25 protein-coding genes and 1 pseudogene are annotated in these 25054 nt (G+C 58.4%); 10 read left to right on the top strand and 16 right to left on the bottom strand.

Annotated elements, in window-relative coordinates:
* Nucleotides 1–105: 105 nt before the first annotated feature.
* Nucleotides 106–312, top strand: coding sequence for a CsbD family protein (locus tag IB263_RS21500; RefSeq protein ID WP_034803410.1), 207 nt, complete (start codon nucleotides 106–108; stop codon nucleotides 310–312).
* A gap of 77 nt (nucleotides 313–389) precedes the next feature.
* On the opposite strand, the gene IB263_RS21495 is transcribed toward IB263_RS21500, so the two are convergent.
* From IB263_RS21495 to IB263_RS21475, 6 genes are all read right to left on the bottom strand, one after another.
* Nucleotides 390–1610 carry an FAD-binding oxidoreductase gene (locus tag IB263_RS21495; RefSeq protein ID WP_110819375.1) on the bottom strand — a complete coding sequence of 407 codons (1221 nt, stop codon included), beginning with the start codon at nucleotides 1608–1610 and terminating at the stop codon, nucleotides 390–392.
* A gap of 180 nt (nucleotides 1611–1790) precedes the next feature.
* Nucleotides 1791–2426: a BA14K family protein gene (locus IB263_RS21490; RefSeq protein ID WP_110819374.1), complete on the bottom strand. Its 636-nt coding sequence runs from the start codon at nucleotides 2424–2426 to the stop codon at nucleotides 1791–1793.
* 327 nt (nucleotides 2427–2753) lie between these two features.
* Nucleotides 2754–4898 carry a response regulator gene (locus IB263_RS21485; protein ID WP_082566423.1) on the bottom strand — a complete coding sequence of 715 codons (2145 nt, stop codon included), beginning with the start codon at nucleotides 4896–4898 and terminating at the stop codon, nucleotides 2754–2756.
* A complete protein-coding gene (locus tag IB263_RS21480; RefSeq protein ID WP_246811056.1) occupies nucleotides 4891–7491 on the bottom strand; it encodes an HWE histidine kinase domain-containing protein in 2601 nt (866 codons plus the stop codon). The genes IB263_RS21485 and IB263_RS21480 overlap by 8 nt, the downstream gene beginning before the upstream one ends.
* Nucleotides 7478–8032 (bottom strand): biliverdin-producing heme oxygenase, encoded by a 555-nt coding sequence (locus tag IB263_RS34155; protein WP_244546832.1) that lies wholly within the window; start codon nucleotides 8030–8032, stop codon nucleotides 7478–7480. Before IB263_RS34155 ends, IB263_RS21480 begins: the two co-directional genes overlap by 14 nt.
* A 365-nt stretch (nucleotides 8033–8397) precedes the next feature.
* The gene (locus IB263_RS21475; RefSeq protein WP_090299791.1) at nucleotides 8398–8706 is read right to left on the bottom strand and encodes a hypothetical protein; all 309 of its coding nucleotides are present in this window, start codon (nucleotides 8704–8706) and stop codon (nucleotides 8398–8400) included.
* A 153-nt stretch (nucleotides 8707–8859) separates the two neighbouring features.
* Between IB263_RS21475 and IB263_RS21470 the strand changes: the two genes are divergently transcribed.
* The 3 genes from IB263_RS21470 (at nucleotide 8860) to IB263_RS21460 (ending at nucleotide 12799) form a co-directional block, all read left to right on the top strand.
* Nucleotides 8860–9420, top strand: coding sequence for an NADPH-dependent FMN reductase (locus IB263_RS21470; RefSeq protein ID WP_034803402.1), 561 nt, complete (start codon nucleotides 8860–8862; stop codon nucleotides 9418–9420).
* A 982-nt stretch (nucleotides 9421–10402) separates the two neighbouring features.
* Nucleotides 10403–11629, top strand: coding sequence for a low temperature requirement protein A (locus IB263_RS21465; RefSeq protein WP_192438979.1), 1227 nt, complete (start codon nucleotides 10403–10405; stop codon nucleotides 11627–11629).
* A 297-nt stretch (nucleotides 11630–11926) separates the two neighbouring features.
* Nucleotides 11927–12799 carry an alpha/beta fold hydrolase gene (locus IB263_RS21460; RefSeq protein ID WP_060609818.1) on the top strand — a complete coding sequence of 291 codons (873 nt, stop codon included), beginning with the start codon at nucleotides 11927–11929 and terminating at the stop codon, nucleotides 12797–12799.
* Nucleotides 12800–13276: 477 nt separating this feature from the next.
* Here the strand turns inward: IB263_RS21460 and IB263_RS21455 are convergent, their stop codons facing one another.
* Nucleotides 13277–13534 (bottom strand): hypothetical protein, encoded by a 258-nt coding sequence (locus IB263_RS21455; protein ID WP_192438978.1) that lies wholly within the window; start codon nucleotides 13532–13534, stop codon nucleotides 13277–13279.
* A gap of 236 nt (nucleotides 13535–13770) precedes the next feature.
* Here IB263_RS21455 and IB263_RS21450 point away from each other — a divergent pair, with 236 nt between their 5' ends.
* Nucleotides 13771–14238 carry a sigma-70 family RNA polymerase sigma factor gene (locus IB263_RS21450; RefSeq protein WP_371814170.1) on the top strand — a complete coding sequence of 156 codons (468 nt, stop codon included), beginning with the start codon at nucleotides 13771–13773 and terminating at the stop codon, nucleotides 14236–14238.
* Nucleotides 14239–14269: 31 nt separating this feature from the next.
* On the opposite strand, the gene IB263_RS34750 is transcribed toward IB263_RS21450, so the two are convergent.
* The 5 genes and pseudogenes from IB263_RS34750 to IB263_RS34745 all read right to left on the bottom strand — a co-directional run bounded on the left by IB263_RS34750 (nucleotide 14270) and on the right by IB263_RS34745 (nucleotide 18072).
* The gene (locus tag IB263_RS34750; protein ID WP_063894978.1) at nucleotides 14270–14908 is read right to left on the bottom strand and encodes an HD domain-containing protein; all 639 of its coding nucleotides are present in this window, start codon (nucleotides 14906–14908) and stop codon (nucleotides 14270–14272) included.
* 2 nt (nucleotides 14909–14910) lie between these two features.
* The gene (locus tag IB263_RS21440; protein WP_060609849.1) at nucleotides 14911–15336 is read right to left on the bottom strand and encodes a CBS domain-containing protein; all 426 of its coding nucleotides are present in this window, start codon (nucleotides 15334–15336) and stop codon (nucleotides 14911–14913) included.
* A gap of 102 nt (nucleotides 15337–15438) precedes the next feature.
* Nucleotides 15439–15495: pseudogene (locus IB263_RS34490) on the bottom strand (DUF2934 domain-containing protein); the annotation flags it as partial.
* Nucleotides 15496–16791: 1296 nt separating this feature from the next.
* Nucleotides 16792–17382: a DNA-3-methyladenine glycosylase gene (locus IB263_RS21430; RefSeq protein ID WP_371814169.1), complete on the bottom strand. Its 591-nt coding sequence runs from the start codon at nucleotides 17380–17382 to the stop codon at nucleotides 16792–16794.
* 459 nt (nucleotides 17383–17841) lie between these two features.
* Nucleotides 17842–18072 carry a DUF2934 domain-containing protein gene (locus tag IB263_RS34745; RefSeq protein WP_034798762.1) on the bottom strand — a complete coding sequence of 77 codons (231 nt, stop codon included), beginning with the start codon at nucleotides 18070–18072 and terminating at the stop codon, nucleotides 17842–17844.
* A 790-nt stretch (nucleotides 18073–18862) separates the two neighbouring features.
* Between IB263_RS34745 and IB263_RS21420 the strand changes: the two genes are divergently transcribed.
* A complete protein-coding gene (locus tag IB263_RS21420) occupies nucleotides 18863–19183 on the top strand; it encodes a hypothetical protein (protein WP_146243023.1) in 321 nt (106 codons plus the stop codon).
* A 796-nt stretch (nucleotides 19184–19979) separates the two neighbouring features.
* Here the strand turns inward: IB263_RS21420 and IB263_RS21415 are convergent.
* The 3 genes from IB263_RS21415 to IB263_RS21410 all read right to left on the bottom strand — a co-directional run bounded on the left by IB263_RS21415 (nucleotide 19980) and on the right by IB263_RS21410 (nucleotide 21248).
* Nucleotides 19980–20597, bottom strand: coding sequence for a response regulator (locus tag IB263_RS21415; RefSeq protein WP_051659462.1), 618 nt, complete (start codon nucleotides 20595–20597; stop codon nucleotides 19980–19982).
* A gap of 30 nt (nucleotides 20598–20627) precedes the next feature.
* The gene (locus IB263_RS33975) at nucleotides 20628–20828 is read right to left on the bottom strand and encodes a hypothetical protein (protein WP_034798756.1); all 201 of its coding nucleotides are present in this window, start codon (nucleotides 20826–20828) and stop codon (nucleotides 20628–20630) included.
* Between the two features lie 198 nt (nucleotides 20829–21026).
* Nucleotides 21027–21248, bottom strand: coding sequence for a BON domain-containing protein (locus tag IB263_RS21410; RefSeq protein WP_082566427.1), 222 nt, complete (start codon nucleotides 21246–21248; stop codon nucleotides 21027–21029).
* A 265-nt stretch (nucleotides 21249–21513) separates the two neighbouring features.
* Between IB263_RS21410 and IB263_RS21405 the strand changes: the two genes are divergently transcribed.
* From IB263_RS21405 to IB263_RS21390, 4 genes are all read left to right on the top strand, one after another.
* On the top strand, nucleotides 21514–21789 hold the full coding sequence (locus tag IB263_RS21405) for a DUF1236 domain-containing protein (protein ID WP_246811055.1): 276 nt from the start codon (nucleotides 21514–21516) through the stop codon (nucleotides 21787–21789).
* A gap of 99 nt (nucleotides 21790–21888) precedes the next feature.
* Complete coding sequence (locus IB263_RS21400; RefSeq protein ID WP_110819370.1) at nucleotides 21889–22044, top strand: DUF3309 family protein; 156 nt, start codon at nucleotides 21889–21891, stop codon at nucleotides 22042–22044.
* Entirely contained in the window at nucleotides 22045–23079 is a 1035-nt protein-coding gene (locus tag IB263_RS21395) for a DNA topoisomerase IB (protein WP_060609823.1), read from the top strand.
* A gap of 895 nt (nucleotides 23080–23974) precedes the next feature.
* Complete coding sequence (locus IB263_RS21390; protein WP_146243022.1) at nucleotides 23975–24187, top strand: hypothetical protein; 213 nt, start codon at nucleotides 23975–23977, stop codon at nucleotides 24185–24187.
* 242 nt (nucleotides 24188–24429) lie between these two features.
* Here IB263_RS21390 and IB263_RS21385 read toward each other — a convergent pair whose 3' ends face one another.
* A complete protein-coding gene (locus tag IB263_RS21385; RefSeq protein ID WP_034798750.1) occupies nucleotides 24430–24921 on the bottom strand; it encodes a ferritin-like domain-containing protein in 492 nt (163 codons plus the stop codon).
* Between the last annotated feature and the right edge of the window lie 133 nt (nucleotides 24922–25054).

Here is a 25054-nt window from a genome sequence, read left to right as displayed (position 1 = left end):
GCGCCCGACAAACAGCACCATCATTCGTCTCAACAAATAACGGAACAAGTGCGTAGCTCACTCGTTCAAGAAATGTACCTGAAATAGCAATGGAGCGTCCCCAAAATGGATTGGAACCGTGTTGAAGGCAACTGGAAGCAGATTAAGGGTAAGGTCAAGGAGCAGTGGGGCAAACTCACCGACGATGACCTCGACCAGATCAACGGTAAACGCGAGCAACTCGAAGGCAAGATCCAGGAGCGTTATGGATATGCCAAGGATCAGGCGAGGAAAGATATCGACGACTGGTATTCAAACCAGCGTTTCCACTGATCCAAAGCTACCTCCACTCTTTATCTTCAAAGGCCGCCGTTCCGGCGGCCTTTCTGCTTGCTGCCTGGCTTCAAAGCTCAGCGAAAGGCAAACAATTCGCTATCTGGGTCGCGGTAGCCCAAAATCTCTGACGACACGATCTCCGCAGCGATCTGGCTGTAGGTAATGCCATTGCCCCCATAACCCATCACAGCATAGACATTCTCCAGCCCCGGAACGTTTCCGATAAGCGGCAATCCGTCAGAGGTAATGCCAAAAGGCGCGGCCCAAAGATAATCCGGTTCGCCGATTGGTATTTCCAGGAGCGCCGACAGCTTTGCGCGCAAGATCTGGGATTTGGCTCTAAGCTTGATAGGGTCCGCAAATGCGGTGGCGCTTTCTTCGTCCTCCCCTCCAACAATCACGCGACCATCCTTGGTCGAGCGAAAATAGAGGTATGGATCGGATGCCTCCCAAAGAACATAGTTCTTAAGCCAGTCAGGCCGTGGATGGTGCGGCTTAGTCGCAAGAGCCCAGGTGGATACCATCCGATGGCCTTGGTGGGCCACGACGTCGAGAAACTCGTAGCCCGTGCAAAACACAACGTGCTTGGCCAGTATGATTTCGCCTGTCGAGGTCGCAGCGGCGTTCCATCCTTCAACGCTGCGTACGTCGGTAATCTCCGTGTCGCCTATGAGCGAAACACCGTCCCTCTGGGCTTTGCGCCACAAGCCGGCTGTCAATTGCGCCGGATTTGCGGCTGCAGAAATATCGGACTCGATTGCCGCAGTCCGATTGAGACCGAACTCTTCGCGCAAGCAAGCAGACTCGAGAAACCTTGCTGAAATGCCAGCGGCCTGCCGCGCGTCGATTTCCAAGCGAAGCGCGCGGGCACCATAGGCATTGCCGGACAGATAAAGAGACTTCTTTTGTTCAAAGCCACAGTCGATTCCAAGACTGTCGATGAGCGTGATTAGTGTTTCCACTGCTCTTGCGGAGCGTTGCCATGCGCGCCGCGCCTTGTCCTGCCCAATCATCGTGGTGAGCTGGTGGAGCGGCACATCGATCTCGTGCTGGATCATCGCAGTGCTCGCCAAAGTGCTGCCTTGTACCGGCCAGCGTCGGTCGACGACGAGAATTTTCATGTCTCGCTTGGCAAGGGACAACGCCATCAGCGCCCCTCCGATGCCGGCGCCGACGATCAGCACATCGACTTTGTCAACGGAGATGCGACTTTGCGCGACAACCTTGATATGACGCGTGTTGGACCACAGTGGCCGATTGGACCGCAATTTGCGCTTTCGCGTGATTTTCTCCAACTCTTTGCATCTCCATGTTCCGGTAGAGGTTGGATAGCCGGACGAACGCTCATTCTTCCGCTTTACTCTCGCTATCCATCGGGATCGCGATCCCTTGAATGCCTCAGCCGTCGCAACGCACGCCCGGGAGAGGCCGGTGCCGCCGAAGAATGTTCGTGCCGCAGTTGACTTGCGGGCTGCTCATCGCCCCGACACGGGCCGCACGCTGTTGCTCGCTTCGAGGCGCGCATCTTGGGATGGATAAAGGCAGTGCCTTCGAGGGCCGTTGTAGGGCTGGTAGGTGTTGTCATCGGCTCGATACGACTGATAGCGGACGGTACACGAGACGGTACGCGGTTCGGCCGTCGCGTAGCCCACGAACCGCCGATCGATTTGCGCCGTCCGGTCTTTGTGGATCGGGTACATGACCGCGTAAGGCGACTGGCACGTTCGTATTTGTCCACCGTATGAGCGGTACGCGTTGGTTTCGGGGTTATAGGACCGGTAGCGGCTTGAGCACCAATCGCGGTGGGCTATCGAGAGGCCGGTATGGGAGGTCACCAAGGTTGGAGCGGTGAGTGCCAGACGCCCCGATGTTCGCTTCGCCGAAACCGGGTTCGTGACGTAAGTGGAATAGACGGGCGGCAAACGCTGGTAGTTCTGCTGGCTCCGGTCGATCCGGACCGGTGTTGCGGTCCAAAGATCTGGAGCCGAAGCCGACTTCAGCAGAGGAGATTCGGTGGGCTTGGCCAGCACGAGTGAGGCGACGGACGCAGCCGCGGCGCTGGCGCAAACGGACAATGCGATGCCAAATGCCAGCGATCCGATCGCTTTCATGGTTTTGCTCCTCTGCCCGTCACTGGCAATGCCTTTTGGTATCAGCGCGAAATCGAAAGCGATTGAATTTCCAACGAAAACGCCTTGCCGCGACGACCGTCGCCGCCGACAGCTAAATGCGGAGGTTGATTTTTTGTTCCCCTTACGGGCTTTGGTCGGACGGAAATTCAGACCAAGGGCGTAGCTTGACCAGAACGAGGGTTATCGAGCACTTCGAAACTCCTGAAAAGAGCGCGGACTTGCAGATTGCCCGGTGGTCCCGTCAGCTGAGCGCAGTTGGCTGTCCATCGGCGAAATGCAGCAAGCCTGGCGCGCCAGACCCAGTTGTCATTGGCGGATCAAGCTTTCGACCCGCCGCGCCAGCACGTCAGCTGTGAAGGGTTTGGTGACCACTTCCATGCCATGGTCGAGGTGCCCGTGGTTGAGTACTGCGTTCTCCGCATACCCTGTGACGAAGAGTACGTTAAGACCGGGACGCTGGACGCGCACCGCATCCGCAAGCTGCCGTCCGTTCATGCCGTTCGGCAGCCCGACGTCGGTAACCAGAAGATCGATTGTGGGGCGTGCATCAAGCATTTTAAGGGCGGAAGGGCCGTCGCTCGCCTCCAGCACTTCGTAGCCCAGCTCTTCGAGAATTTCGACCGCGACCATCCTGACCAGGGGTTCGTCGTCCACGACTAGGATGGTGTGAACTCCGGTCGCTGCAGGCGCGGGCCCCGCGTCGGCTGGTATGTCGGAGCTATGATCTTCGGCCGCGTGGCGGGGCAAATAAATGCAGATCATCGTGCCCTTGCCCACTTCGGAGTATATGCGCACGGCACCACCGGATTGGCCGGCAAAACCGTAGACCATGGAAAGGCCAAGCCCCGTCCCCTGTCCGATCGGCTTCGTCGTGAAAAAAGGATCAAAGGCGCGGGCGACCACATCCGGCGACATGCCCGTACCGGTGTCGCTGACGCACAAGGAGACATATTGCCCCGGCGGCAATCCACGTTGGGCCGCAGCGCGTTCGTCGAGCCACCGATTGCCGGTCTCGATCGTCAAGCGTCCACCATCCGGCATCGCGTCGCGAGCGTTGATGCAAAGATTGAGCAGAGCGTTCTCGAGCTGGCCAACATCGACGAAGGCCGTCCACAGCCCTCCTGCTCCGACAGTCTCGACCGCCACCCCAGGACCGACGCTTCGGCTGATCAGATCTTGCATACCCGCGACGATGCGATTGATGTCCGACGGCTTCGGATCGAGCGTCTGCCTGCGGGAAAAGGCAAGGAGGCGCTGAGTTAGGCCCGCGGCCCGCTTCACCGCCCCTTGTGCTCCCGTCATATAACGGTCGATCTCACCCACACGGCCCTGGGCGAGCCGAGTTTTCATCAGATCAAGGCTGCCGCTGATGCCGGCGAGGATGTTGTTGAAGTCGTGCGCCAGGCCCCCGGTTAGTTGCCCGACAGCCTCCATCTTCTGCGCCTGCCGCAGGGCGTCTTCCGCCTGGACAAGGGCTGCGGTGCGTTCCTCTACCCGTTGCTCTAGCGTTTCGTTGAGCGTGCGGAGGGCCGCAAGGGCATGGTCACGTTCGGCTTCGACCGCGCGCCGCTCCTCGATATCGATCAGGACACCCGGAAATTTAAGCGCAACACCGTCACTGCTGCATTCCACGCGACCGTTCGCCTCGAGCCAGCGATACCTCCCGTCCTCGCGACGCGTCCTGTATTGGTGGGCATAGGCTCCGCCTTTTGCCAGGGCCTCTCTGACCGAGGCCGTCACTCGTTCCTGATCGTCGGGATGAACGGCGCCGACGATATCGGCAAGGCTCAGGCCTGAGCGCCCTTGCTGCGGATCGAACCCAAACGCGGTCGCAAAAGCTTCGTCGACCGTAAAGCGATCGGTAGGCACGTCCCACAGCCACGTGCCGATGATCGCCCCTGCGGCCATCGCCATTTGCACACGCTGTATGTTATCGCGCGCGTGGCTTTCGCTCTCGCGTAGCGCCGCTTCGGCCTTCTTCCTCTCGGTTACGTCGCGAAATAGGACCGCCACCTGGCGCAGGCCTGCCGGCTCGATGCGGGTGGCCGAAACTTCGATATGCCTGGCGACTGATTTGAACTCCTGCTCGAAGCGCACTGGTTTGCCGGTGCGCAACACGCTGCCATAGACGTCCAACCAGACATCCGCGTTGCCGGGTTCAATCTCCCGAAGCCGTTTGCCGACGATGTCCGAGATGCCTGTATGCCGGCCATAGCCGGAATTTGCTTCAAGGTGTACGTAATCGCTGAGCGGACCATGTGGTCCGTCGATGAAGCCAATAATGCAGAAACCATCGTCGATCGCCTCGAAAAGGGCTCGATAGCGTGCCTCTCGCGCGTCGTCGTCGCTGGCGTTATGGACCTTCAGCGCGGCGCCTCCCTGCGACAGGGCCCTCAGCCTCAGGATCTCGTCTTCGAGTTGCTCGCGAGACAGCGACTTGATGTCAGACATCGATTTCGGTCTTTCCCTTCGTCGTTCCTGTCACTGCCCTTTGCGCGTCTCTGGACTGGGTCTCGTCCCACAGCAGTGAAAGCGCTCCGACGATGGCATTTCTGCTGTAGGGTTTGCGCACGATCGGCACGCCGATAAGGTCCGGCGGCAGTTCTGCTCCCTCGCCATAGCCTGTAGCAAAAACGAATGGAGTGCCTCTGCGCATGAGTTCGCCGGCGATCCCGAACGAATTGATCTGCCCGAGATTGATATCGAGAATCGCCAGTTCCGGAGCAGTCCTCTCGATATGTGCCATGGCCTGCTGCACGGAGCTCGCCGTCGAAACCTCCGAGAACCCTTCGTCCGACAGCATCGCTTCGAGATCAAGCGCTATGAGCATCTGATCCTCAACGATCAGAACCCTGGGGTTTGCACGGCCAAGGCCGCTTTGTTCGGGAGCGGCGGTACCGACCGTATATGTTTCCATTGTCGGACCTAACGCGGTGAGTTTGACGTGTGGGGAGGGGATGCTGAACTCTGCCTCAAGCCCCGATGGTTCGAAGCGGACGGAGCTGCGCCCATGAAGATCGTAGGGGACGCTGCGCTCGATGAGGGCACTACCGAATCCCCTGCGTAACGGCAGAGTGACGAGCGGACCGTTTCGCTCGCGCCAGGAGACGTCGCAATCGGAGCCGGTCATCGTCCAGCGCACCTCTACTTCGCCAGCCGTCACCGAAAGCGCGCCGTATTTGGCGGCGTTGGTCGCGAGCTCGTGAAACACCAGCGCCATTACCGAAAAAGCACGGCTGTCGAGCCAGACGGCAGGACCTTCGAGCGTTATTGTCGACAGATTTGTCCGGTAAGGCTGGAGTTCGGCCTCCAGGAGATCCGCCAGGATCCCGCCCCCATCGCCGCGCACGACCTGGTCATGCGCGATTGCGAGCGCCTCGATGCGACCCTGCAGCGTCGAAACATATGCTTCGAGCGAATTCTTGTGCCGTTGGGGGCTCGTCACCAGAGATTTGATGACGGCGAGGATGTTCTTGACGCGGTGGCTAAGCTCCTGGTTCAGCATCCGCTGCCGAACCTCGGACTTGCGCCGCTCGCCCGCCATCAGCTCATTGTGTCGGAGCACCACCTCGACGATCGCGACCCGGACGATCTCGGCGATTTCCCGCTCGGCCTCCGACCAGGGCTGCGCCTGCGCCTGGACTGTCTCCTTCCAGATCGCAAAGCTCTTGCGTGGTGTCAGGCGGTCGCCGAGTGGACCTGCCTCATAGGTCTTTTCAGGATTGCCGGCCCAGTTGAGGGTCTGGACCAGTTCTTTGCGAAAAAACACCAGGCAATCCGAGCCGGTTTGCGAAAGGGGAATGGCGAGAACGCCCGAAAGCCGCTCGCTGTAGGCCGATGCCTCCGGGAACTTCTGTGACAGGGCATGTGTCGCCCAAACGCGCCCTTCGCTGACAGTGCGGATGAAGTCCAGAAGAGCGGCTCTTTCTTCGTCCGGCGGAGCGGTGCCGATCCCCGCCCATTTGCCATCGACCATGACGCCGATGCCGTCGTTTGCCAGCAACTGCGAGAATTCACGCAGGCTTTGGCGCAACAGCTCACCCACATCCTCGTGATGGGAGGACAAAATGAGAAAACGGTCGAGCGCTTCGCGTGTGCCGGCGACGGCCGCAACCCGGCGACGTTCCTTCAGAGATTTCAGGTGCAGCGAGAAAAATTCGCCGAACACTTCAAGCGCAACGCGTTGAGCCATCGGCAGGGCGCGCGGCGAATAATGGTGGCAGGCGATCAACCCCCAGAGCTGGCCGTCCAGAACAACCGAAATCGACATCGACGCGGCGACGCCCATGTTGCGCAAGTATTCGCAATGGATGGGCGAAACGCTGCGCAAGTGCGCGAAACTGAGGTCCAATGGTTCGCCGGATCCGTCCAGAACCGGCTCGACCGGGACGCGCGCACCGCTCGCGTCCGAAATGACGCGAATGGTGTTCTTGAGATAAAGTGCGCGGGCCTGCTGGGGGATATCGCTTGCTGGAAAATACTGGCCCAGAAAACTCTCAAGATCGGCGCGTTTCGCTTCGCTGACGACCTTGCCTGATCCGTCCTGCTCAAAGCGGTAGATCATCACGCGGTCATAGCCGATGGTACCGGCAACGATCCGGCACGCGCGCTGCACGAGACGGTCGACGTCGGTGATGTCCTTGATACGGCCAATCATCTCGCGCGCGATATGCAAGGGCTGACCGATCGACGGCGCCGGCTCGAACTCAATGATGACGGCCGACTTGTGAAGGTGGACGGCAATGTCGAACACGCGGTCGCCAAAAGCGACATCGAGCAAAAGGGCCGGTCGTGAGGCCGCTCCCGCGGCCGCAAGCGCATTGCGCAGATCATGCAACAACTTTGGGCCGAGCACGTCGACAAGAGGCCGCCCAAGGAGGCTGCCCTCCCAGGCGAGCATCTTCGCAGCGTTTGCCGATATGCGTTCGATCGTCGTGAACCCGACATTGCACGCCAGAAGACAACCGTGCGGTTGGATGCTCCCGGGGATATGAATGGGCTCCCTGTCGCAAGTCTCGAGGGTGACGGGTTCAACTGGCGACAAGATATGTACTTTCAAAGCAAGTTTGGGCGAGAGCAAACACGGCGTTCGCCGTGACGGCAGACCGAACGACGTCAAAATCGCGGGTTCGTTCGAGGAGCGACAGGAAGGACGGCCATCGGGTCGTGTCGTTCGCCATCGAAGCAAGGTGCTTCGCGCCGAAGGTTTCATCGAAACCAAGCTTCAACGCCCTCTGACGCAAGACCCGCGCACCGAGAGACGACCCTTCCACCACGTAGAGGGCACCGAGCAGCGCGCTTGGGTCGGAAAGATCGAAATCAGGCCGAATGCGGCGCGCCGGTGCCAAGCCGAGATCGCACGCGTCCTGAGCAAGCAGCTCTGCAACCCCTGATGGTCGCCAATTCCAGCCTTCAGGCCAAGAGACGTTCCTCAGCGCTTCGTCCATTGTCGCACGAAACGGCAACACGCGCGCTACGTACCGGCGATAGTCCTCGATAGTGCTGAGCTCGCCGACCGCCGCGTCTACCCGCTGATGTGCATCCCGCGTCCTATTCCTCAATTCAACGCGTTCACTTCCGCGCATGCATTTTCCGCCTAATCATAAAATACGACCCGTTCTGTGGCACGTGGCCGAGGCAGGCCCAGACTAAAATCGCTTCAAGAACTAGGGCATGGCCACGATTGCGACAAGGCAATCGCGTTCTGTTTTTGGAGACGAGAGTGAAGGGCACGGCGCTCGAACATCCAAGGCTGAAAAACGGCTTTCAACGAAACGGCCGCGCAGGCATGGGAAAATTCCTATGATCGAGCGGTTCTATTGATGCACCCCGCAAGCGATCCAGGATCTCTCCGGATCGTGTGTAAGATGGCTCCCTCCTTGGGGACCGTCTTTTTTCAGCCACGTCTTTTCGAGTGCGCTGCACCGTCGCAGAAAGCAGGTGGGCACAGTTATCGTCGCCTCAAGAACGCGCTCCAGATATAACCTGCAACACCCGCGGTGATCAGAACCGGCGTGAGATGACGTCTGATACCGCTTTCTACCGTTTCTAAAACAACGGTCGCCTCGAGCGCCGCCAGTCTGGAAGTCCCCTCCGCTATGGCGATGAGGCGCTCGCCAAGCCGGGCCACGTCGGCCCGCAACACATCAAGCTGCTCTCTTTGCGTCGCCAAGCGTGGTGTCTTGAGAACAAACTCGGCCTTTGGCAGCGGGTCGTCACTCAACGACAAAATATCGCGTTCGCGCGGCTCGTCACTCATTGTTTGGTCCTCCTCCGCCCGGTTTTTCTCAACGAGGAAAGGCCGCCCGTTGTTCCCTCGTTTTACCTTCCTCACCGTTGACAATGTGCTTTTGAAAGCGGCGCCGCGTCCACGATGGCTTGCTGGCTGCGGAATTTTCACTATCCTTGAGGAATGAGGATCCTAGGAATTTCAGGAAGTACGCGTCGGCTTTCCACCAATTCGGCCTTGTTGAGGGCTTTCCAATCCCTCGCTCCAGCCGATATCACCATTGAAGTCTTTGATAATATTGGTGAGCTGCCGATCTTTTCTCCCGATCTGGAGGGCGCAAACGCCCCAGAAAGCGTCATCCGCTTCGTCGAGAAAATTTCGGCAAGTGATGGGCTAATCATCTCCAGCCCCGAGTATGTTCGCACCATTCCCGGAGGCCTCAAGAACGCCATCGACTGGCTTGTCTCGGGGGAGGCCGTAATCGCAAAACCGATAGCCCTCATCCACGCTTCGCACCGAGGCGACGACATGCTCGCAGCGCTGCGCACCGTCCTTTTGACATTAAGCTCAAATTTCTCCGAGACGATTTTCTTCCGGCTTCCCGTTATGAAGGAGACGCCAGACGCAATCATGGAAAAGCTCATGGACCCCGCTCATCGTCCGGCGGGGGAGAAATTCCTCAAGGATTTTGCATCGTTTTGCCGAAGCCAGAACGGGGACGTCCCTGACGTGATCGCTATTTGACCAGCGGCGAGACGGACCACAACCCAGAGCGCTGTGGCTCCGTATTTCGAAAGTCGCATAAAGGCTATTGTTCCTGCGAAATATCCTGCCCCAAACACTTCCCCGGCGCAGCTGAACGTGGCAAAACGCGCCCTTCCCGCCTCCCATACCAGTAGCGGCCACTTCCCGATCAAGCACCAATTCAGATGAGCCGATTTCTCAGCCCACAGGTTAATGCCTGTCAAGCTACTCATCTGCACTCAAGGGATTTCATCGCGATATCCTCATTAGCCACAGGGTTTAGCCCGGATGGGCAAATAGAGTTCCGGCAAGCGGTGTGATAGCGAGCACCAGTCGTCTTCGGACGGGGAGGAGACGGCCAGAGGCCTGGCGCTCCAATCATAGCGACAGGCCTCGCCTGGGGATCCTTTGGCTAGTTTCCACGAGGACGCAAACGTTTTACGTCCTCGACAGGAAAAGAGACGACCATTCCCAAGCGGCATGATCCCGACAGGGGAGCAAAATGGGCTATGATTGGAACGGCACGCGGGTACGTTGGATGAAGGCTTTGCGACTTGGGACCGTGGTCGCGTTGGCGGCTGTGTTGATATCGGTAGCAACTCAGGTTGTATCCAACGCGCTCTAACCTGCAGACCGAGGCCTTCCGTGCATATGCGTTGTATCGCGGTGACTGTAATGTGGGCGCGTGAAGATCGTTGACCCTGCTCAGCGCTTAGACAACCCAGAGTACCGCTTTGCGCCTTCTAGTTCGGATCCCGCATGAAATGGAGTGTGTGGACGGCTCTCGAGGGGCGGTTTCTGTCGAAGAGGGCATCATCAACGCCCCGCTTTGCAAGCGAGCGGCCCCTTCCAACAGGGGGAATAGTTGTAAGCAATCGTGCTCCTCTCCAATCCCTTCAGAGGCCTTCTCCTCATCGAGTGGGATATTGCTGGAACTCCGTCCCGCTCTACCTCTTTCTCCATCTCGGGCGGAGGAACAATAATGCACCCAGCGTCGCGACATCGAGCGGCAGAACCGACAGAGGCCAAGGGGGCGGCAACTGGAAAGCAATGGATAAGGAAGGCCGACACCGACCAGACCAGAGCAAGCTTTCCCGAACTGTTCTTCGATCTCGTTTTTGTGTTCGCTTTGGTCCAGCTCGCAAAGACACTTGCAAGCGACTTCGGCCCCACAGCCCTTGTCGAGGCGGCGCTGCTCATTCTTGCGATCTGGTGGATCTGGATTCACTCGACCTGGGTTACAAACCTTCTCGATACCGAGCAAGATCCAGTACGGCTGATGCTCTTTCTCCTGATGTTTGGGGGTATCCTGCTGGCTATCGCCTTGCCGGACGCGTTTGGAGACCATGGATTTGCATTTGCGGTGATCTACTGCGCCATTCAGATAGGGCGTTCCTTTTTCATGCTCTACGCCTATCATCGCGTCGATGCGGCCTCTTTCCTGACGTTCCTGCGGATTACCCTCTGGCTAGTCCTTGCAAGCGCCTTCTGGCTTGTGGGTTCTCAAATGGAGACGACTCCGCGAATTGCATTTTGGAGTACCGCTCTTCTCGTCGAATATCTGGCTCCGGCCCTGCGGTACTATCTTCCCGGCCTGGGGAAATCAGCGCCCGAGACGTTGGACGTTTCTGGCAAGCATATGGCAGAACGTTGTGCGCTGTTCGTAATCATCTGCCTCGGTGAAACGATCCTGACGACCGGCCGCAACGCCGCAGAGCACATGGCGGACGACATGACCTTCGCTGTCTTCTGCAGCGCGTTTTTAAGCACCGGTTTCATGTGGTGGATCTACTTCCATCACGGCCAGGAAAAAGCCGCCAACAAAGCGGAGGCTACGTCGAAACCCGAGACATTGGCGCTCAATCTCTTCACATACGGCCATCTGCCAATCGTTTCTGGCGTCATCCTGACGGCAGTCGGAGAGGACTTCAGCCTGTCCCATGCCAAAGATGAAAGCACGATGCAAACCGCTCTGGCGATACTCGGAGGCCCGGCGCTTTTTTTGGCTGGCAACATCTGGATAAAGTTGGCCGCGGCGCACCAGTTCCCGATTTCGCACATTGTCGGGTTCGCGATCCTTGCCCTTGCAGGAGTCCTTTCTGCGCTTGCCGCCAATTATCATCTCCAGTTTCTGGCGACAGCGACCCTCTTTGGCGTTGCCATTTGGGAGTATCTGGCATTGCGTCGTGCTTCGGCTTCGACGGCATAACCGGAGCGCGAAGACGGCCGGCATAGCCGATAATCGAGACTGGGAAGGCGCGCCGGCGTCAGCAACATTAGGGCGCGGATCATCTGTCGCTTCAAGATATATGCGCAAGATATTGAAATTGAATGCGCTGTCGCCCTTGCGGCAACCTTCGGGTATCCAGCATATTCGCTCGCCGGTTCCCCGAAAGGGAACAACCGGCGATGGTACCAGTTATCTCCCGGTCACGAGCGGCTGCGCTTGTTGGTGATCGGTCGATGCCCTTCGAAAGCAGTCAGCTCATCGTGTGGAGGATTAGCTATGGACACGCTGGTACGGCATCGGCGGATCATGGTTGCCGGCATTGAGGTCTTCTATCGGGAAGCTGGACGACAAGATGCTCCGGTTGTCTTGCTACCACACGGATATCCGTGTTCATCCTACGAGTTTCGAAATCTAATGCCGCGGCTTTCCGACCGCTGGCACCTGATCGCTCCGGATTTCCCCGGTGCGGGCTACAGCGGGACGCCGGAGGATTTCGACTACAGCTTCGACGGATACGCAGCCTTTCTGAGCAGCTTCATCGACGCACTTAAGATCGATCGCTTCGTTCTGTATCTGCATGATTTCGGATCGCCGATCGGAATTCGCATGGCCATTCTACGGCCGGCATCCGTCGTCGGGCTCATCATTCAGAACGGCGACATCCCCTATGAAGATGCCTTGGGCCCCAAATATGCAGACATTGAAAAGACCTGGGCGCTTCCGTTGCCGGAAATGAAACGCGCATTGGCCGAGGCGGTGACCGAGGAGATTTTCCGGGAAGAGTTCCTGAACGACCTGGAGCCTAGTCTCGCAGAGGCCATTCCTCCCGACCTATGGAAACTGCATTGGTCCCTCATGACACCAAAGCGGAAGGAAATCGCCGTCAACCTGATCGCAGGTTTGAAGGAGAACCGGTCATGGTTTCCGCAACACCGCGGATATTTGGCGGACCATAAGCCCCCTGCCCTCATCGTCTGGGGACACAACGACCACTACATGCCGGAGAAATCTGCCCGAGCATATCTCCGCGACTTGCCGGACGCCGAACTTCATTTCATCGATGGCGGGCATTGGCTCCTAGAGACCCACCTCGATCAGGTAGCGCTGCTTATCCGTGATTTTCTCGCGCGGATTCACAATCGGCGGTAACCTGCCGGCCAGCTTCGACAATCGCGCTTTTTACGGCGCCGTGCGTTCCAACAAATCGCTCAAAGGATGCGAGGCTGCGCGACTGCGCAGATGTCGGCTGGAACAAGCTGTCCATCTGGCAGTTAAACGCCTTGGAGCCACATCGATCTACAATCTTAAGGTTAGTGATGCAGCTGCATCGACGAATGCCCGACGCGCTGCGTCCGGCATCCTGGACACTAGAAAGCCCGTCTAGCAGGTGGCAATAGCCATCGCATATGCCGGCCCTTCGTGCAGGGACCAATGGTTTTCCAACACAGATAAGCTCCGCGTGCTTTGCACCCGGAGCAAATGCCCCTCGCGATCCAGTATCACCGGCTCGTTCCAAAGCCGGTCAACCTCCAAATCCATCATTCCGAATGCCTCCTTGGTGGTCGCCGGCGCATCAGACTGCTCTGGGACCGACGACCGCGAACAGGTTGAAGAAATGAAGCTTGGCTATTCCGAGCTAGTCCGATCGCCGGCGCGTAGTTCGGCACGGCTGACAATGGTCCTCAGCGGCTCGCTAAGAGCATTTTGGGAGGCGAACGCCATTCCCGGCACGACACCTGGATCTTCCTCGTGGCCTTGGATGACAAGGTCATCGCGAAGGTGTTCCATCAATTTGTGCCAGTAATCCGGATCGCCTACCGCGATCGTCATAAGCGCGGTCAGGATCTTGCGGTGGGCCATCAGTTGCAGTTCAAGCGCTTCCATCGGGAACCTCGCTTTCCGTTCGAGCAGCCTTCAAGATCTTCGTGCAGGCACATCCACGACACGAAACAAAACAAGCGCAGGGGGCGTTGGTTCCCGGCCGGCGCTGCCTTAAAACCCAAGGGAACTTAATTGTCGGCCACGCATTGACTAACATTGAAATCCGGCAACCCCGAAAGGCAGCTACAATGCCTTCTATTCCAGTTCTCGACGATCAGACGCGGCCGCTTGAGACGCAGGTGGTCGATCTGATCCCGGCCTTGCGCGCATTTGCGCGAACCTTTGTCAGTTCAAGCTTCGAGGCTGACGATCTCCTGCAGGAAACGCTGTTTCGCGCGTTGCGCGGTATCGATGGTTTTCAACCTGGAACAAATCTCAAATCCTGGCTTTTCACAATCATGCACAACGCGTTTCGCACGCAGTACAAGCTGCGTAAGCGCGAGGCGCCGGGTGCCGTCAACTGCGCCGACCTTCCAATTCCCATTCCGGCCCCGCAGGATTGGTGCGTGTTGAATGGCGAGTTGCGTACCGCCCTCGAGGGGCTAGCACCCGACCACAGGGAAGTACTGGTACTCGTTGCCGGATACGGCCTCAGCTACAAGGAGGCAGCTGATATGTGCGATTGTGCGATCGGCACCATCAAGAGCAGGCTCAGCCGTGCGCGCGACGAACTTGCCTATCGCATGAATGGTGTTCCCCTCGAGTGATCGAGCCTTGCGCCCCGCTGACGACCATCTTTCAGAACCGGAGAACAAGATAGATCAAAGCGGCCGCTGCCATTCCCAAAAGCAAAGCGAGTCGTTTTGCAACGCGATCGGCGGCTTCGCGGCGGATCTCGCCAGCCTCACCCCGAGCTGATGACGCGGCGATCTTTCGGTCGGCGGACTCACTTTCCGCCCGATGACCGTCGTACGCTGCCGCAGCGTCGAGCAGAACCAGTCTTCGCCTATACTGCGTCCCATCCTTGCCTTGCCTTTCCACTTGGGAGAGATTGTCCAAAAGGTCGGCGCGTTTTACGACAGCTGCAAGCGCGTTTGACGCAGCGCGGATCGTTAAGGCATCCTTAGTTTCCCCGGTGCGGTGCGTCAGGCTTTCAACGGCGGCCACCACCTCCGGGGAAAAGCCAGAATCAAGCAGTCGCTCCGATGTCCAGCCAGGCGCCTTTTCGACAACGTCATGAAGAAAGGCAACACTCTTGGCTTTGTCGCCGTCAACGGCCTCGGCCACCCGTTGGCAGTGGCGGATATAGGGTTCTCCAGCCTTGTCTAATTGGCCCGCGTGCGCGTGAAGGGCGACTTCTCTCGCCCACACACGCTCCTCGGATGCAGAGAGAACGGGAGGGCGCCACGAGGGGCGCTGTTCGCGGACGCCGGCCATCGCTACTGAGTCCGGTTATGTAGCCCATCGGGGCTCGTCACGCTCCGCAAGCCTATCCCGGCAAGGGAAGGGTCCCGTCGCGCTGCGTCAGCCAGCGAAACGATGCCGACAAGCCGCTTGTTGCGGTCAACGAACGGCAGGTGCCGGTTCTGCGCGTCGCCCATGTTGGGCGCAACATCGGACACCTCCTGGTCATCGAAGCAGTATTTGACGCCGGCCGTCATGATCTCGGCCACGCGCGCACGATCGTCACGCCCGTCACCCACACAACGCTCTGCGAAAGCCCGATAGGTTATCATCCCAACCAACCGATCGTTGTCGCCAACGGGAAGAAGGCCGATACCGCTCTCGGCCCCTTCCAGTGCGATGGTGGTATCCTCGGGGCTCGCAACGCACACATCCTTGGTCATAATGTCAGCTACTCGCATGGGTCTACTCCGCTCGATGACGGTCCATTGATAGGCCGTCCGGCCCTCTGGTTCCGTCTGTTCCGCCGCTCGGTCGTGCGAGCGCTCTCTCGTCGGTACATCACCCTCCGGCCGTCCCTCGTTCGCCCAGATTTCATAGGCACGCCGGCGAATGAGTTCTTCAGGCTTTGACCCACGGCCAACCGGTCAACCGCGTATTTGTTCCAGGTGGGGACTATCGGACCGTTACCGGAACAATCAGAGCCGCGACGTTTCGCTGTGCAACCCGTTGGGCAGTTAAGAAAGAGAGCGGAGGTTTTGATGACTGTTGCTATTGCTAGTCATAAGATTGGAATTGCATCCGGACGCTGCGAGGTCAATCTGCGCCAGCGGCAGGTCGATCTACGCGACAATTACAAATATTCGCTCCCGGAAACGCCATCGCCAAGGTAAGCGGGGGGCCGGAGTCGAGGAAACGGGCCGCGAGACTTCGTTCGCCGAGGCATCCAGATCCAGGACGCTGTCAGCGACCGCCTCACCGATGCCACCTAGATCGACGCCTCTGAGATCGGCAGCGTGTCCGGCGTAACTTTGGTTCAGAACGATCTGCGCATCACCCGGCACGTCCGCGAGGTGTCGGGACGGCCGGGAGGCGCTCATTGCTATGTAGAACGCAATGCTCAGCAGGTACTGCGGTATATCTGCCCATAGATCAGCCCCTGATGGATTGCCCCCATTCTTCTTTCAGCGTCCTCGAGCGAATAGGCCTCGAGCGTCAACGCCCAAAGTCGGTCGTCCATCCAGTACTCCACTCCGTAAAGATACATCGGCCGGCCAAGGCTATCATGTGAGGCACAGTCCGGGTCAGGAGCATCTCGTGTGGCACGTGCGGATTGGAGATCGATAATCACTGGTAAAATCCTCTTTCGACCCGCCTAAAACGATCTGCCGGGGCGACCTGCGCGGCGTTTATCAAGATCAAACCGGCCGGGGGTCTGATGGTTCCGACATTTCCCACGTGCCGGCTCTCATATCGCCTAATTGACCGAGCCACTCCTAAGGGTCGCAAGCTCAAGTTGGACCCAGAAGCGTTGCCAAGCAGCTGAAGAGAGGCGTCGCTTGTTTGGTCGAGCTTTAAACGCCGTCCTTCGAGACGGTCACCTAGTATCCAAGATCGATTGCGCCGAGCATCGTCGCCATTACGAAAACGTCCGGCTCGCCTCCTGTAACAACAACCGTTCCGACACTTCCAAGCCCGAGTGTTCTTTCCAACCTCCCCGTGATCCCGGGCGAATAGGTGCACTTGTCGAGAATGCGAGCGGGCGGAATCAGGATTTGCAGGTTGGGGCGCATATCAAATCGCTTCAGTCGTTCTCGAGGATCATCGGGATGGCTAAATCTGGAAAGGAAACATCGAACAAATCTTCCAGCATTTATGACGAGAAGCTCTACGCCCCCGCAAAATCCCGGCCAGTTCTAAACTGGAACGGGATCGGGAAACGGGTGGCTCAAAAAGGCAGAGCCTTGCGCTCCGAACCGCCACCGCACGTCGGCAGCCCTCGTGACCCCAATACGAGGGCCTCGGCAGACATCCGTTTCGCCCTCCCCAACAGTGAGATAAAAAGGGGCCGCAAAGAGCGATCGTCCGTCAAGATGGCGGGTCACTCCGAGAGCTTGGCAAAGGCGTCCCGGCCCCGCGCACAAGACGGTTTCCCTGGCTGTCCCGCGCCTGATCCGCATCGTTCCAAGGCCCGTTTGCGGCTCGATCGCTCGGAGCAATACCGCGCTTGCGTTCTCGCAGACGAAGTTGAGGCACCAATGCAAACCGTAGGACCGGTAGACGTAAGCGGTGCCGGCGGGGCCGAACATCGCGTTGTTCCGGGCAGTTTTTCCAACGTAACTATGAGAGGCGGGATCCTCCCGCCCGTAAGCTTCCGTTTCCACGATCTTGCCGCCGATCCCATTTACTTCCAGAATGACGCCAATCAAAGCCTCCGCGACGGAAACGGCATCGCGCCCAAAAAATGCTGGAGTGATCCTTTCCATTTGGTTGGGGTCGTGTCGCATGTTTACTCGCTAATCTTTTGGACTGCTTCAAGGCGTGGCATTGTCGAAGGCGGCGTTCGGCTGGTGCCAGAACCGTCTCGATACTCGAATACGTAGGCCGTGGGGCCCTCATTGCCGGCCACAGCGGCAGGAGCGACTGCACCCATTGCTTCGGGCATCGGATTCATTCAGCGCCGTAGCGAAAGAGGCGGTTTGGACAGCAGCGCCTTGGCATGGGCGATAAGCGGCTTCGTCATCCAGGCCCATTCGATTTGGCCAGGTCGGGTGATGGAATCACCGCCTCTTTCCCGTGTGTACCTCACGCACAGGAAACTTCGATGCTAATGATCTGCACGAAGATCAACCTGCATTGCCTAGGGGTCCTAGGAAACAAGCGCCTGCTCTTTCGATCGCTCTTCCCAATGCGCCGACACCGCTTCGATACTCAGGTCCTTTCCCAGTCAGGTCGTAGGAAGAACACTACTCCGCGTCCTCCGACGGCCGCCCGGCTTCCCCGCGTGGCGCGGTGGATGGAGCAACAATGGTGCCAGTTTGATCATCCCCGGTTTGACTGTTGGGAGGCAGACGCTCATGTTCCGCAATCTCCCTGCTTGCTTGCTCCCAATGCCGGCGCTCCTGGCCCTCGGGGCGCCCCTCACGCTCCCAAATCTCGTAAGCGCGTCGCCGGATGAGTTCGTCTTTATCGTTCATGTTCAAGTACCTCCCTGCAGCCGTTGATCACTGAACCGAATACCGTCGCGTTTGTTCCAGCGCAGGCACAAGGTTGCTAGGAATTCATCGGGCACCGCCTCAGACGAGGCGCCCGGGCATCCTTATCCAATATGTAATCGGGGGGCTGAAGGGGGTTTCGATGACCTTGACAGAGCCAGAGTTCCTAGGCCGTAATTTTTCGAGAATGCGGTATACTGGCTGAGCGAGTTCGGCTTCGATGGCTGCGGCTCGATGCCGTCCAGGCTTGGGGCGGGGACGTAGCCGGGGAGATCATACTCGATGGCGACTGGACGAAGCGCGCACCCGTATCCTCCCACACGGCGCAGTGCTCCCAACGTCAGTAACATCCCCGGGTGAGGCAATAGGCGGGGTCAAATCTTCATTTCGCTTGACACCTCTCGTCGTTGGAGACGAGGAGCGCAGGCGTGATGTGATCCCTTATCGACTGCCGCACAGGCCGACCAGGTTTTCATTCAGTTGGAACGACGATTTTCCTTACGCCATCCATAAGATCGCAACCGGCGAAACCGGCGGTCACTACCGGCCCGATGCTGAGGCGCCGTCGCGCAAACTGACCGCCCTATGGCATTTTTCGCGCATTTCCGGGTCCTGGTTACGATACACCCGTCTCTTCTGAGGATCCGCGGTCGGAGATGGCGGAGCACGAACGTGCCCGCCTCATCGACGATCTCGTGCTTATGCCGAGGGCGGTTAAGGACAGCGGGCTGGAAAACCAGCATCCATATCCCGCGCTAAAGAAGGGAATCTGGTGGCTCGAAATGCACCTCTTGGAGGCAATATTTTTCTGCTCATCTTGTTTTTCGTCGCAGGCACTCTCGTGCAGCGGGCGATGGGACAGGACACGATTACCCGAATGAAGCTCTGCTCGCTCAAACCTCCGCAGCACCATATCGCTCCCAGCATACAGCGGACCGGCCGCTCGTTTCTGCCGCCATTGGGAACCTTTGGCGACGGCAGCGATTGGATATTCGTTGTCCCGGCCTGGCGGGTCGAAGGGATGATGACCTTCGAGCCGAGGACGGCATTGACGGAAATGGCAATGGAGAAACGCGATGGCCGAGCAGCTTGATGAACGAGGCGAACCCGAGAGAACGACCCACGGCGCTAGCCGGACGAGGTTCTCGGCGCGGGAAACCCGTCAGGCGGGAATGGGTGTCCGTGTTTTCCTGGTGCTTGCCGCAAGTCTTTTCCTGGCGCTGCTCGCATGGGGATTTGTAGAATGGAGCCAGCCCGACGCCAGTCAAACAGGATCGGTAGAGCCCTCGCAACAGGCTCCGATGGAAAAGCCGCGGAGCACTGAACAGCTTCCGAGCACCGAGAGCCCGCAAGGCACGGTTCCGACAGACCGCACCCCAACCCGGCAGTCAGGCTCGGGCGCACCGAGGGAGAATTAACCCCAAACGATACCAACAGGTAAATGGGTACGAGGCCGCGCGGTTCCGCTCATAGTCGAATTGACCCCGACATAGCCTTGAAGGGTCTGCGCCCCGGCCAGGGAGGGGCCAGGCAAATCTTGCGGTTGCGGCGGAGGACTTGCGGACGTTGTGCCGGATAAGGTCATCGCGTCGTTGGATGCGGTCAAAGTCCTTCGAAGCTATGACGCGGTATTCGCCGTCAAGCTCGATCGAACGCGCAACTTCTCGGAACCAAGCACAGTGCACCTTGTTCTCCTCATGAAACGAGGAGCAAGGACGTGAACCCTCAACCCCGCGATCCGGGCGAGCGATTGCCGCCTGTACCACCGCCGAACGAGGGGCCGCGCCCGATCAGGGAGCTCGACCCCGAAGACATGCCGGATGAGAAGAGAACGCCAAATCCGGCCGCCCATTCACACCCATCACGGCTTTCGCACCGCGTCAAATGTCTTAATTCAGTCCATACGGGCTCTCGTCATGGATGGCCGCCAATAGATCGTGCAACCAGGCATCGAGGCCCTGAGACCTGCGCCTTGTCCCGGCTAGCGCGATAGCGCGCTCAAGCGTACGCTCAACGAGCAGGTCGGCGGCCTCGGGAGGCGCTCCGGCCATCAGGAGCCGCGCCCTGTAGCGCAGCTCCGGTATAAGTTCACAGACCGATTGATCGGTTAGTCCGACATATAGTGGCGCCAAGTTTGACAGATTTTGGAGGTGTTGCTCAAAGACAGCATTTACGAGATCCGACGCGCCTGCACACTTGCTTAACCGTGCGGCCGACCGGAACCGTTCGGGCACGCTCATGTCGTCGTAACCACTAAAAAAGACCACGGGTACCGATCTGAGCGCGAGTTCGTCCGCCACGGGAAAGATCAGCTCGCCATTGAGGTTAATATCCAGAACAGCAACTTGAACGTCGAAAGCCTGAGCAAGGCTCTTCAACGTTTCTTTTACTGTGGGCGTTGGGCCAATTATTGTCGCACCGGCCTTTTCGAGCCAAAGTGCGATATCATTTGCGACAAAAAATTCGTCCTCAGCAACTAGCACCCGCAATTGCTGCAGGTCCGGCATCACAAGCCATCCTTTTGCATTCTGACCACCTCAGTGTTTCCGGCGCGAGGGCCTGCTGATCGATTTCGTCGCCTGCCGTTTGTCCAGGGCTCGTTGCAGCCTAATGGCAAGGATCAGCAATCGATCCGGTACGTCATCAACTGGCACCGCATCGCTCTCGACCGGTCGGGACGCCACACCGCCTACCAGCAACTCCTCGTTTTCATCCTCGGCTTTTTTTCCCGGTGCCATCGTCTCAAACCTTGGTTATCCGAATGCCGCTCTTTCGGTCGTCCTCGCCGCCTATGGCGGCGCTTAAGAAGGATACGCTGTCGACAGCGAGAAGCCAAGCTTCCAAGCCCCAGGACATCCTGCGCTGGCAAATGGGTCACGAAAAGTCAGCGAGCATACCGGGCATCCGATGAATCCGAACGCCGCTCGCCGCTGTGGTCAGGGGCGCTCGAACGAATGCGGCTGTGCGACCTTATCAGGTGGGTTGCCCAGGGGCACGGTCACCGTCTTTGTCGTTGAGCGGACCCGTAAGTTGTTTTGAACGTGGGGAACTCCGGAGAACAATTCGGCACAATCTTCAGCCCGGTGTTTGGCCTGCCTGCTCGATACTTCCCACGCAAGCGTCACCTCGCCGCTAGCAACCGCTACGTCGGAAGACATCGAGTCCCGACGGTCGCGGTAGCGGCATCCAATTGCTTCCTCGCGTTCATCCTCCTTGTCTAGCAGCACTTCCGAGAGCTCCCACCTTCAAGACGCTGAAGCAGGTGCTCATGACGCCAGGACTTTAAAGCCGCTGCTGTGACCTCTCGCGTCGAAGAGACATCGTCACCGACCTTTGGCGTCAGGCGGTATGCAGCCGCTCCGGGAGCGCATTGGAACCAAATGCTCTAAAACGGGTTTGAGGGAACAACTAGGAGAGCTGATCATGAAGAGAACCGTCATGGCGAGCTTGCTGGCGAGCCTGTCTTTCGGCGGCGGCGCCGTTGCGCAAACTGCAACAGTCATCGTACCGGGCGAAGCTCAAACCTACCTACTTGACCAGAGCAGCCCTTCGGACGTGTATCAAGGCGACATCGCTGTAGGCACCCGTCTGCCTGATACCGTCGAAATCCAAACGTTCAGCCGGACTATGGATATGTCGTTCAAACGACCAAGGGGTGATGATCAATCGGCAACGACGCGCGGTGATCGCGATCCTTAAATGACCCTCCTCCCGAGTTTCGATGCTAGAGCCCCCGCTCGGCAAGTACGGGGGCAAACCGACGAAAACGACTTTATCGCTGTGTAAGGAGACCGCAAAATGCTTGGAACCGTACTTTTAGTCATTCTCCTCCTGCTGCTCATCGGCGCTTTTCCGGCCTGGCCCCATTCATCCGGCTGGGGTTACGGTCCGTCTGGCGTTCTGGGTGTGGTGGTGGTCGTTCTTGTGATCCTCCTTCTGATGGGACGGATCTGATTGAGCCGGCGGGAAAGTCCGCAGGTAGGCGATGGCGCCGACCTCATCTACGTCTCCGACACTGAACCGGGTTACACCCGGTTTCGTTCCTCAAGCGGCTTTGTCTATCGGCGTCCGAACGGTGAACAGCTAAAAGATTCCCGCGTTCTTGCCCGTATCCAAGCGCTTGGCTTGCCCCCAGCTTACGAGAACGTCTGGATCTGCATGCAGCCAAACGGTCATCTGCAGGCGACAGGTTATGATGCGCGTGGTCGAAAGCAATATCGATATCACCAAGCATGGCAGGAGATGCGAAGCAACGCCAAATACAGCCAGCTTCCAGCTTTTGCTAAAACGCTCCCCCGCCTGCGACGCCGGATCCGCAAGCATATGGAGGGGCCTGTGGACGACCCTTTCACCGTACTTGCTGCCCTTGCGGCGCTGCTCGACCACGCGCCCCTTCGCATTGGAAACTCGACATACGTGAAGGAGAACGGGAGCTATGGCGCCTCAACCCTTCTTAAGCGCCACCTCAAGATTACCGACGATAGCATCGAGCTCAACTTCAAGGGCAAGGGCGGGCAACGTATCCGAAGACGGCTGAGAAATCCGCGACTGCAACGCTTACTTGAGGGAATCGCCGAACTCCCGGGTCGCCAGCTCTTCGTATCCGTGGGGCAAGACGGAAAACCCGAGCCAATCGAGTCGGGGCGCTTTAACCGCTATCTCGCAGAGATCAGCGGGGCGCCAATTTCGGCCAAAACGTTCAGAACTTGGGCAGGGAGCGTTGCCGCATATTCTGCCGCTCGCCAAGCATTCGCTCAGGGTCGACGCCCGACGATCAAAGAAATGTGCAACGCGGCGGCAGAGGCGCTGCACAACACGCCGGCCGTTTGCCGTAAGAGCTACGTGCATCCGGCAGTCCTCGCTCTGGCGCAAGCCGAGCAGAAAATCCCGCGGGTAAGGCCAAACGCAAAAGCCGTACCCGGACTTCGCGCCGACGAAATGCAGTTCCTGCGCTTTCTTAATTGGCTCGCCCGGCACGCACAGGGTTAGGGCTGTCCATTGTGCCTAAGTCTGCGGACAATGGCAGCCTCATCAGATTTCCAAAGCTTGCCGCAGAGTCTGGTCGATCAGCTTCTGCACCAGAAAGCCCATTTTACGGTAAGACTCGCGTGCCGAAACTCCTGCGGCGCCGCTTATCGAGTTGTTTCAGTCCGGGCCGCATAGCCTGAAATGACCAGGCCTACTCTCAATGCGCGGTGGTTCAAGTTTTGGATTGCTCTGTTCGCGATCCCGGTGAGTGCATCTTCTTGGCTCGCGCGGGGGAAAGCAATATCGCAAGCCGCGGCAGTACCTCCCCCTTTTCTGCTGCACCTTCGGACCGCCGTCAGCCAATGCCGGTTTGTCGGCTAGGCTCCTCTACCCCAGTCGCGACCTTCGAGGCCAGTGAGGATGCTCTCGATCAATATCGCTCAACGACAATATCCGGACTGCGTGCGTGCTAACGTCGACGACGACGAGGCGACGAAACTTCGCTCCCAATCGCCCTTTCGTAGATGGTTCCTCATTCGGGGAAGCCGCGGCGCAAATCGCTGGAACGAAACTGTGGTTTGTATGTTTGGCTGGCCGAGGAGTGCACGGAGATGCGCATGGACACGTCGGCGCGAGATGTCAGCCCGCACAACACACCGGATTCCGATGCAGACGGCGTCGTCTGGCCGGAGAAACCGTTTGGCTCGGTCAAAGCTGATGACTGAGTGAGCTCGGGCTTTAGATCGACGGCATCACAGTCGGCCAACGAATGCTCAGCGCTTGTAACCGGAAAACGCAAGAAGCTTGTCCGTCTACAATCCCATCTGGCAAGGTTCACCGAATGCACGGACCGCGCCGACGGAAGGTAGACGTGAGCTCGGCTCGCCGGCACCTCTTCGATAAAGGAGGTTGAAAAATGCCCATGCTATTACGTTTTCTCATCTGGCATTTGTCGTCTGGATTTGCACTGGGAGCCCTCACCGCACTGGTAATCGCCGTTAGCTTCCCGCACGCGCTCGGTCATGATCGTGCGATCGAGCCCGTTGCTCTTTTCCTTCAGATATATGCCTTCGGGGCGTCGTTTGCTCTCGGCAGCCTCGGCACCGCGCTCACGGGAAAGATCGATTGATTTCGTGGCGCCGAGCCGAGTATCGTCGCGCTTAGCGACGCCCAGTCCTGGTTCGAGTATTTTCCGAACCGGCGATTGTAGTTTCGACGCTGATGCTTGTGTTGCAGTGGATATTCTTGCGCTATCGCGGCTCGCCCAAATCAAAGAAGGTCGACGCGGCAAACCATCAGATCACAAAAGACTAGCTGTTACGGGGTCTGGGGGCGAAGGGCGCATCGGCCCTCCGCCTAGAATATCGTAAGTTAAGCTGCAGCCTTAATATTTGCAGCGGACAAAGCCAACTTGCTCAAAGCCTTGTCAGTCGCACCCTCTTCCTGAAGGGTCTGATCGAGCAAGGCGACGGCGGCGTCCAACCCAAGCTGCTTGGCCCAGGTCTTCAGGGTGCCATATCGCGCAATCTCATAGTGTTCGACCGCCTGGGCCGCAGATATCAGCCCGGCGTCAAGGGCCGGACTTCCCTTGAACTCCTCGATGATTTCTTCGCCTTCGGCAATCAGGCCTTGAATAGCTTCACAGGTTTTACCCTGTGCGCGCTTGCCGATAATCTCGAAGACCTGTTGCAAACGCTCCACGTGGCCTTCCGTTTCATCGCGATGCTTTTCGAAAGCGGCCTTGCTATCAGGGGATTGCGCAGCCCGCGCCATTTTAGGCAGTGCCTTTAGTATCTGCCGTTCGGCGTAGTAAATGTCCTTCAACGTTTCGTGAAACAGCATGTCTAAAGTCTTCTCCGGCATGGCAACCTCCTTCGCCTTGGTGGGGAGCGGTTCTAACACCGTCCGGCTTCAAAGGTTCCGCAGTGGAACAAAAAGCACGAGTCGCTCTTTGAGGGGTTTACGCAAACCTCAAAGCCGGGTGATCCGCCAAACA

The organism is Ensifer sp. ENS03, from assembly GCF_014852035.1.
In the GTDB taxonomy this organism is placed as follows: Bacteria; Pseudomonadota; Alphaproteobacteria; order Rhizobiales; family Rhizobiaceae; genus Ensifer; species Ensifer adhaerens.
This window is presented reverse-complemented; position numbering and strand designations above follow the sequence as displayed.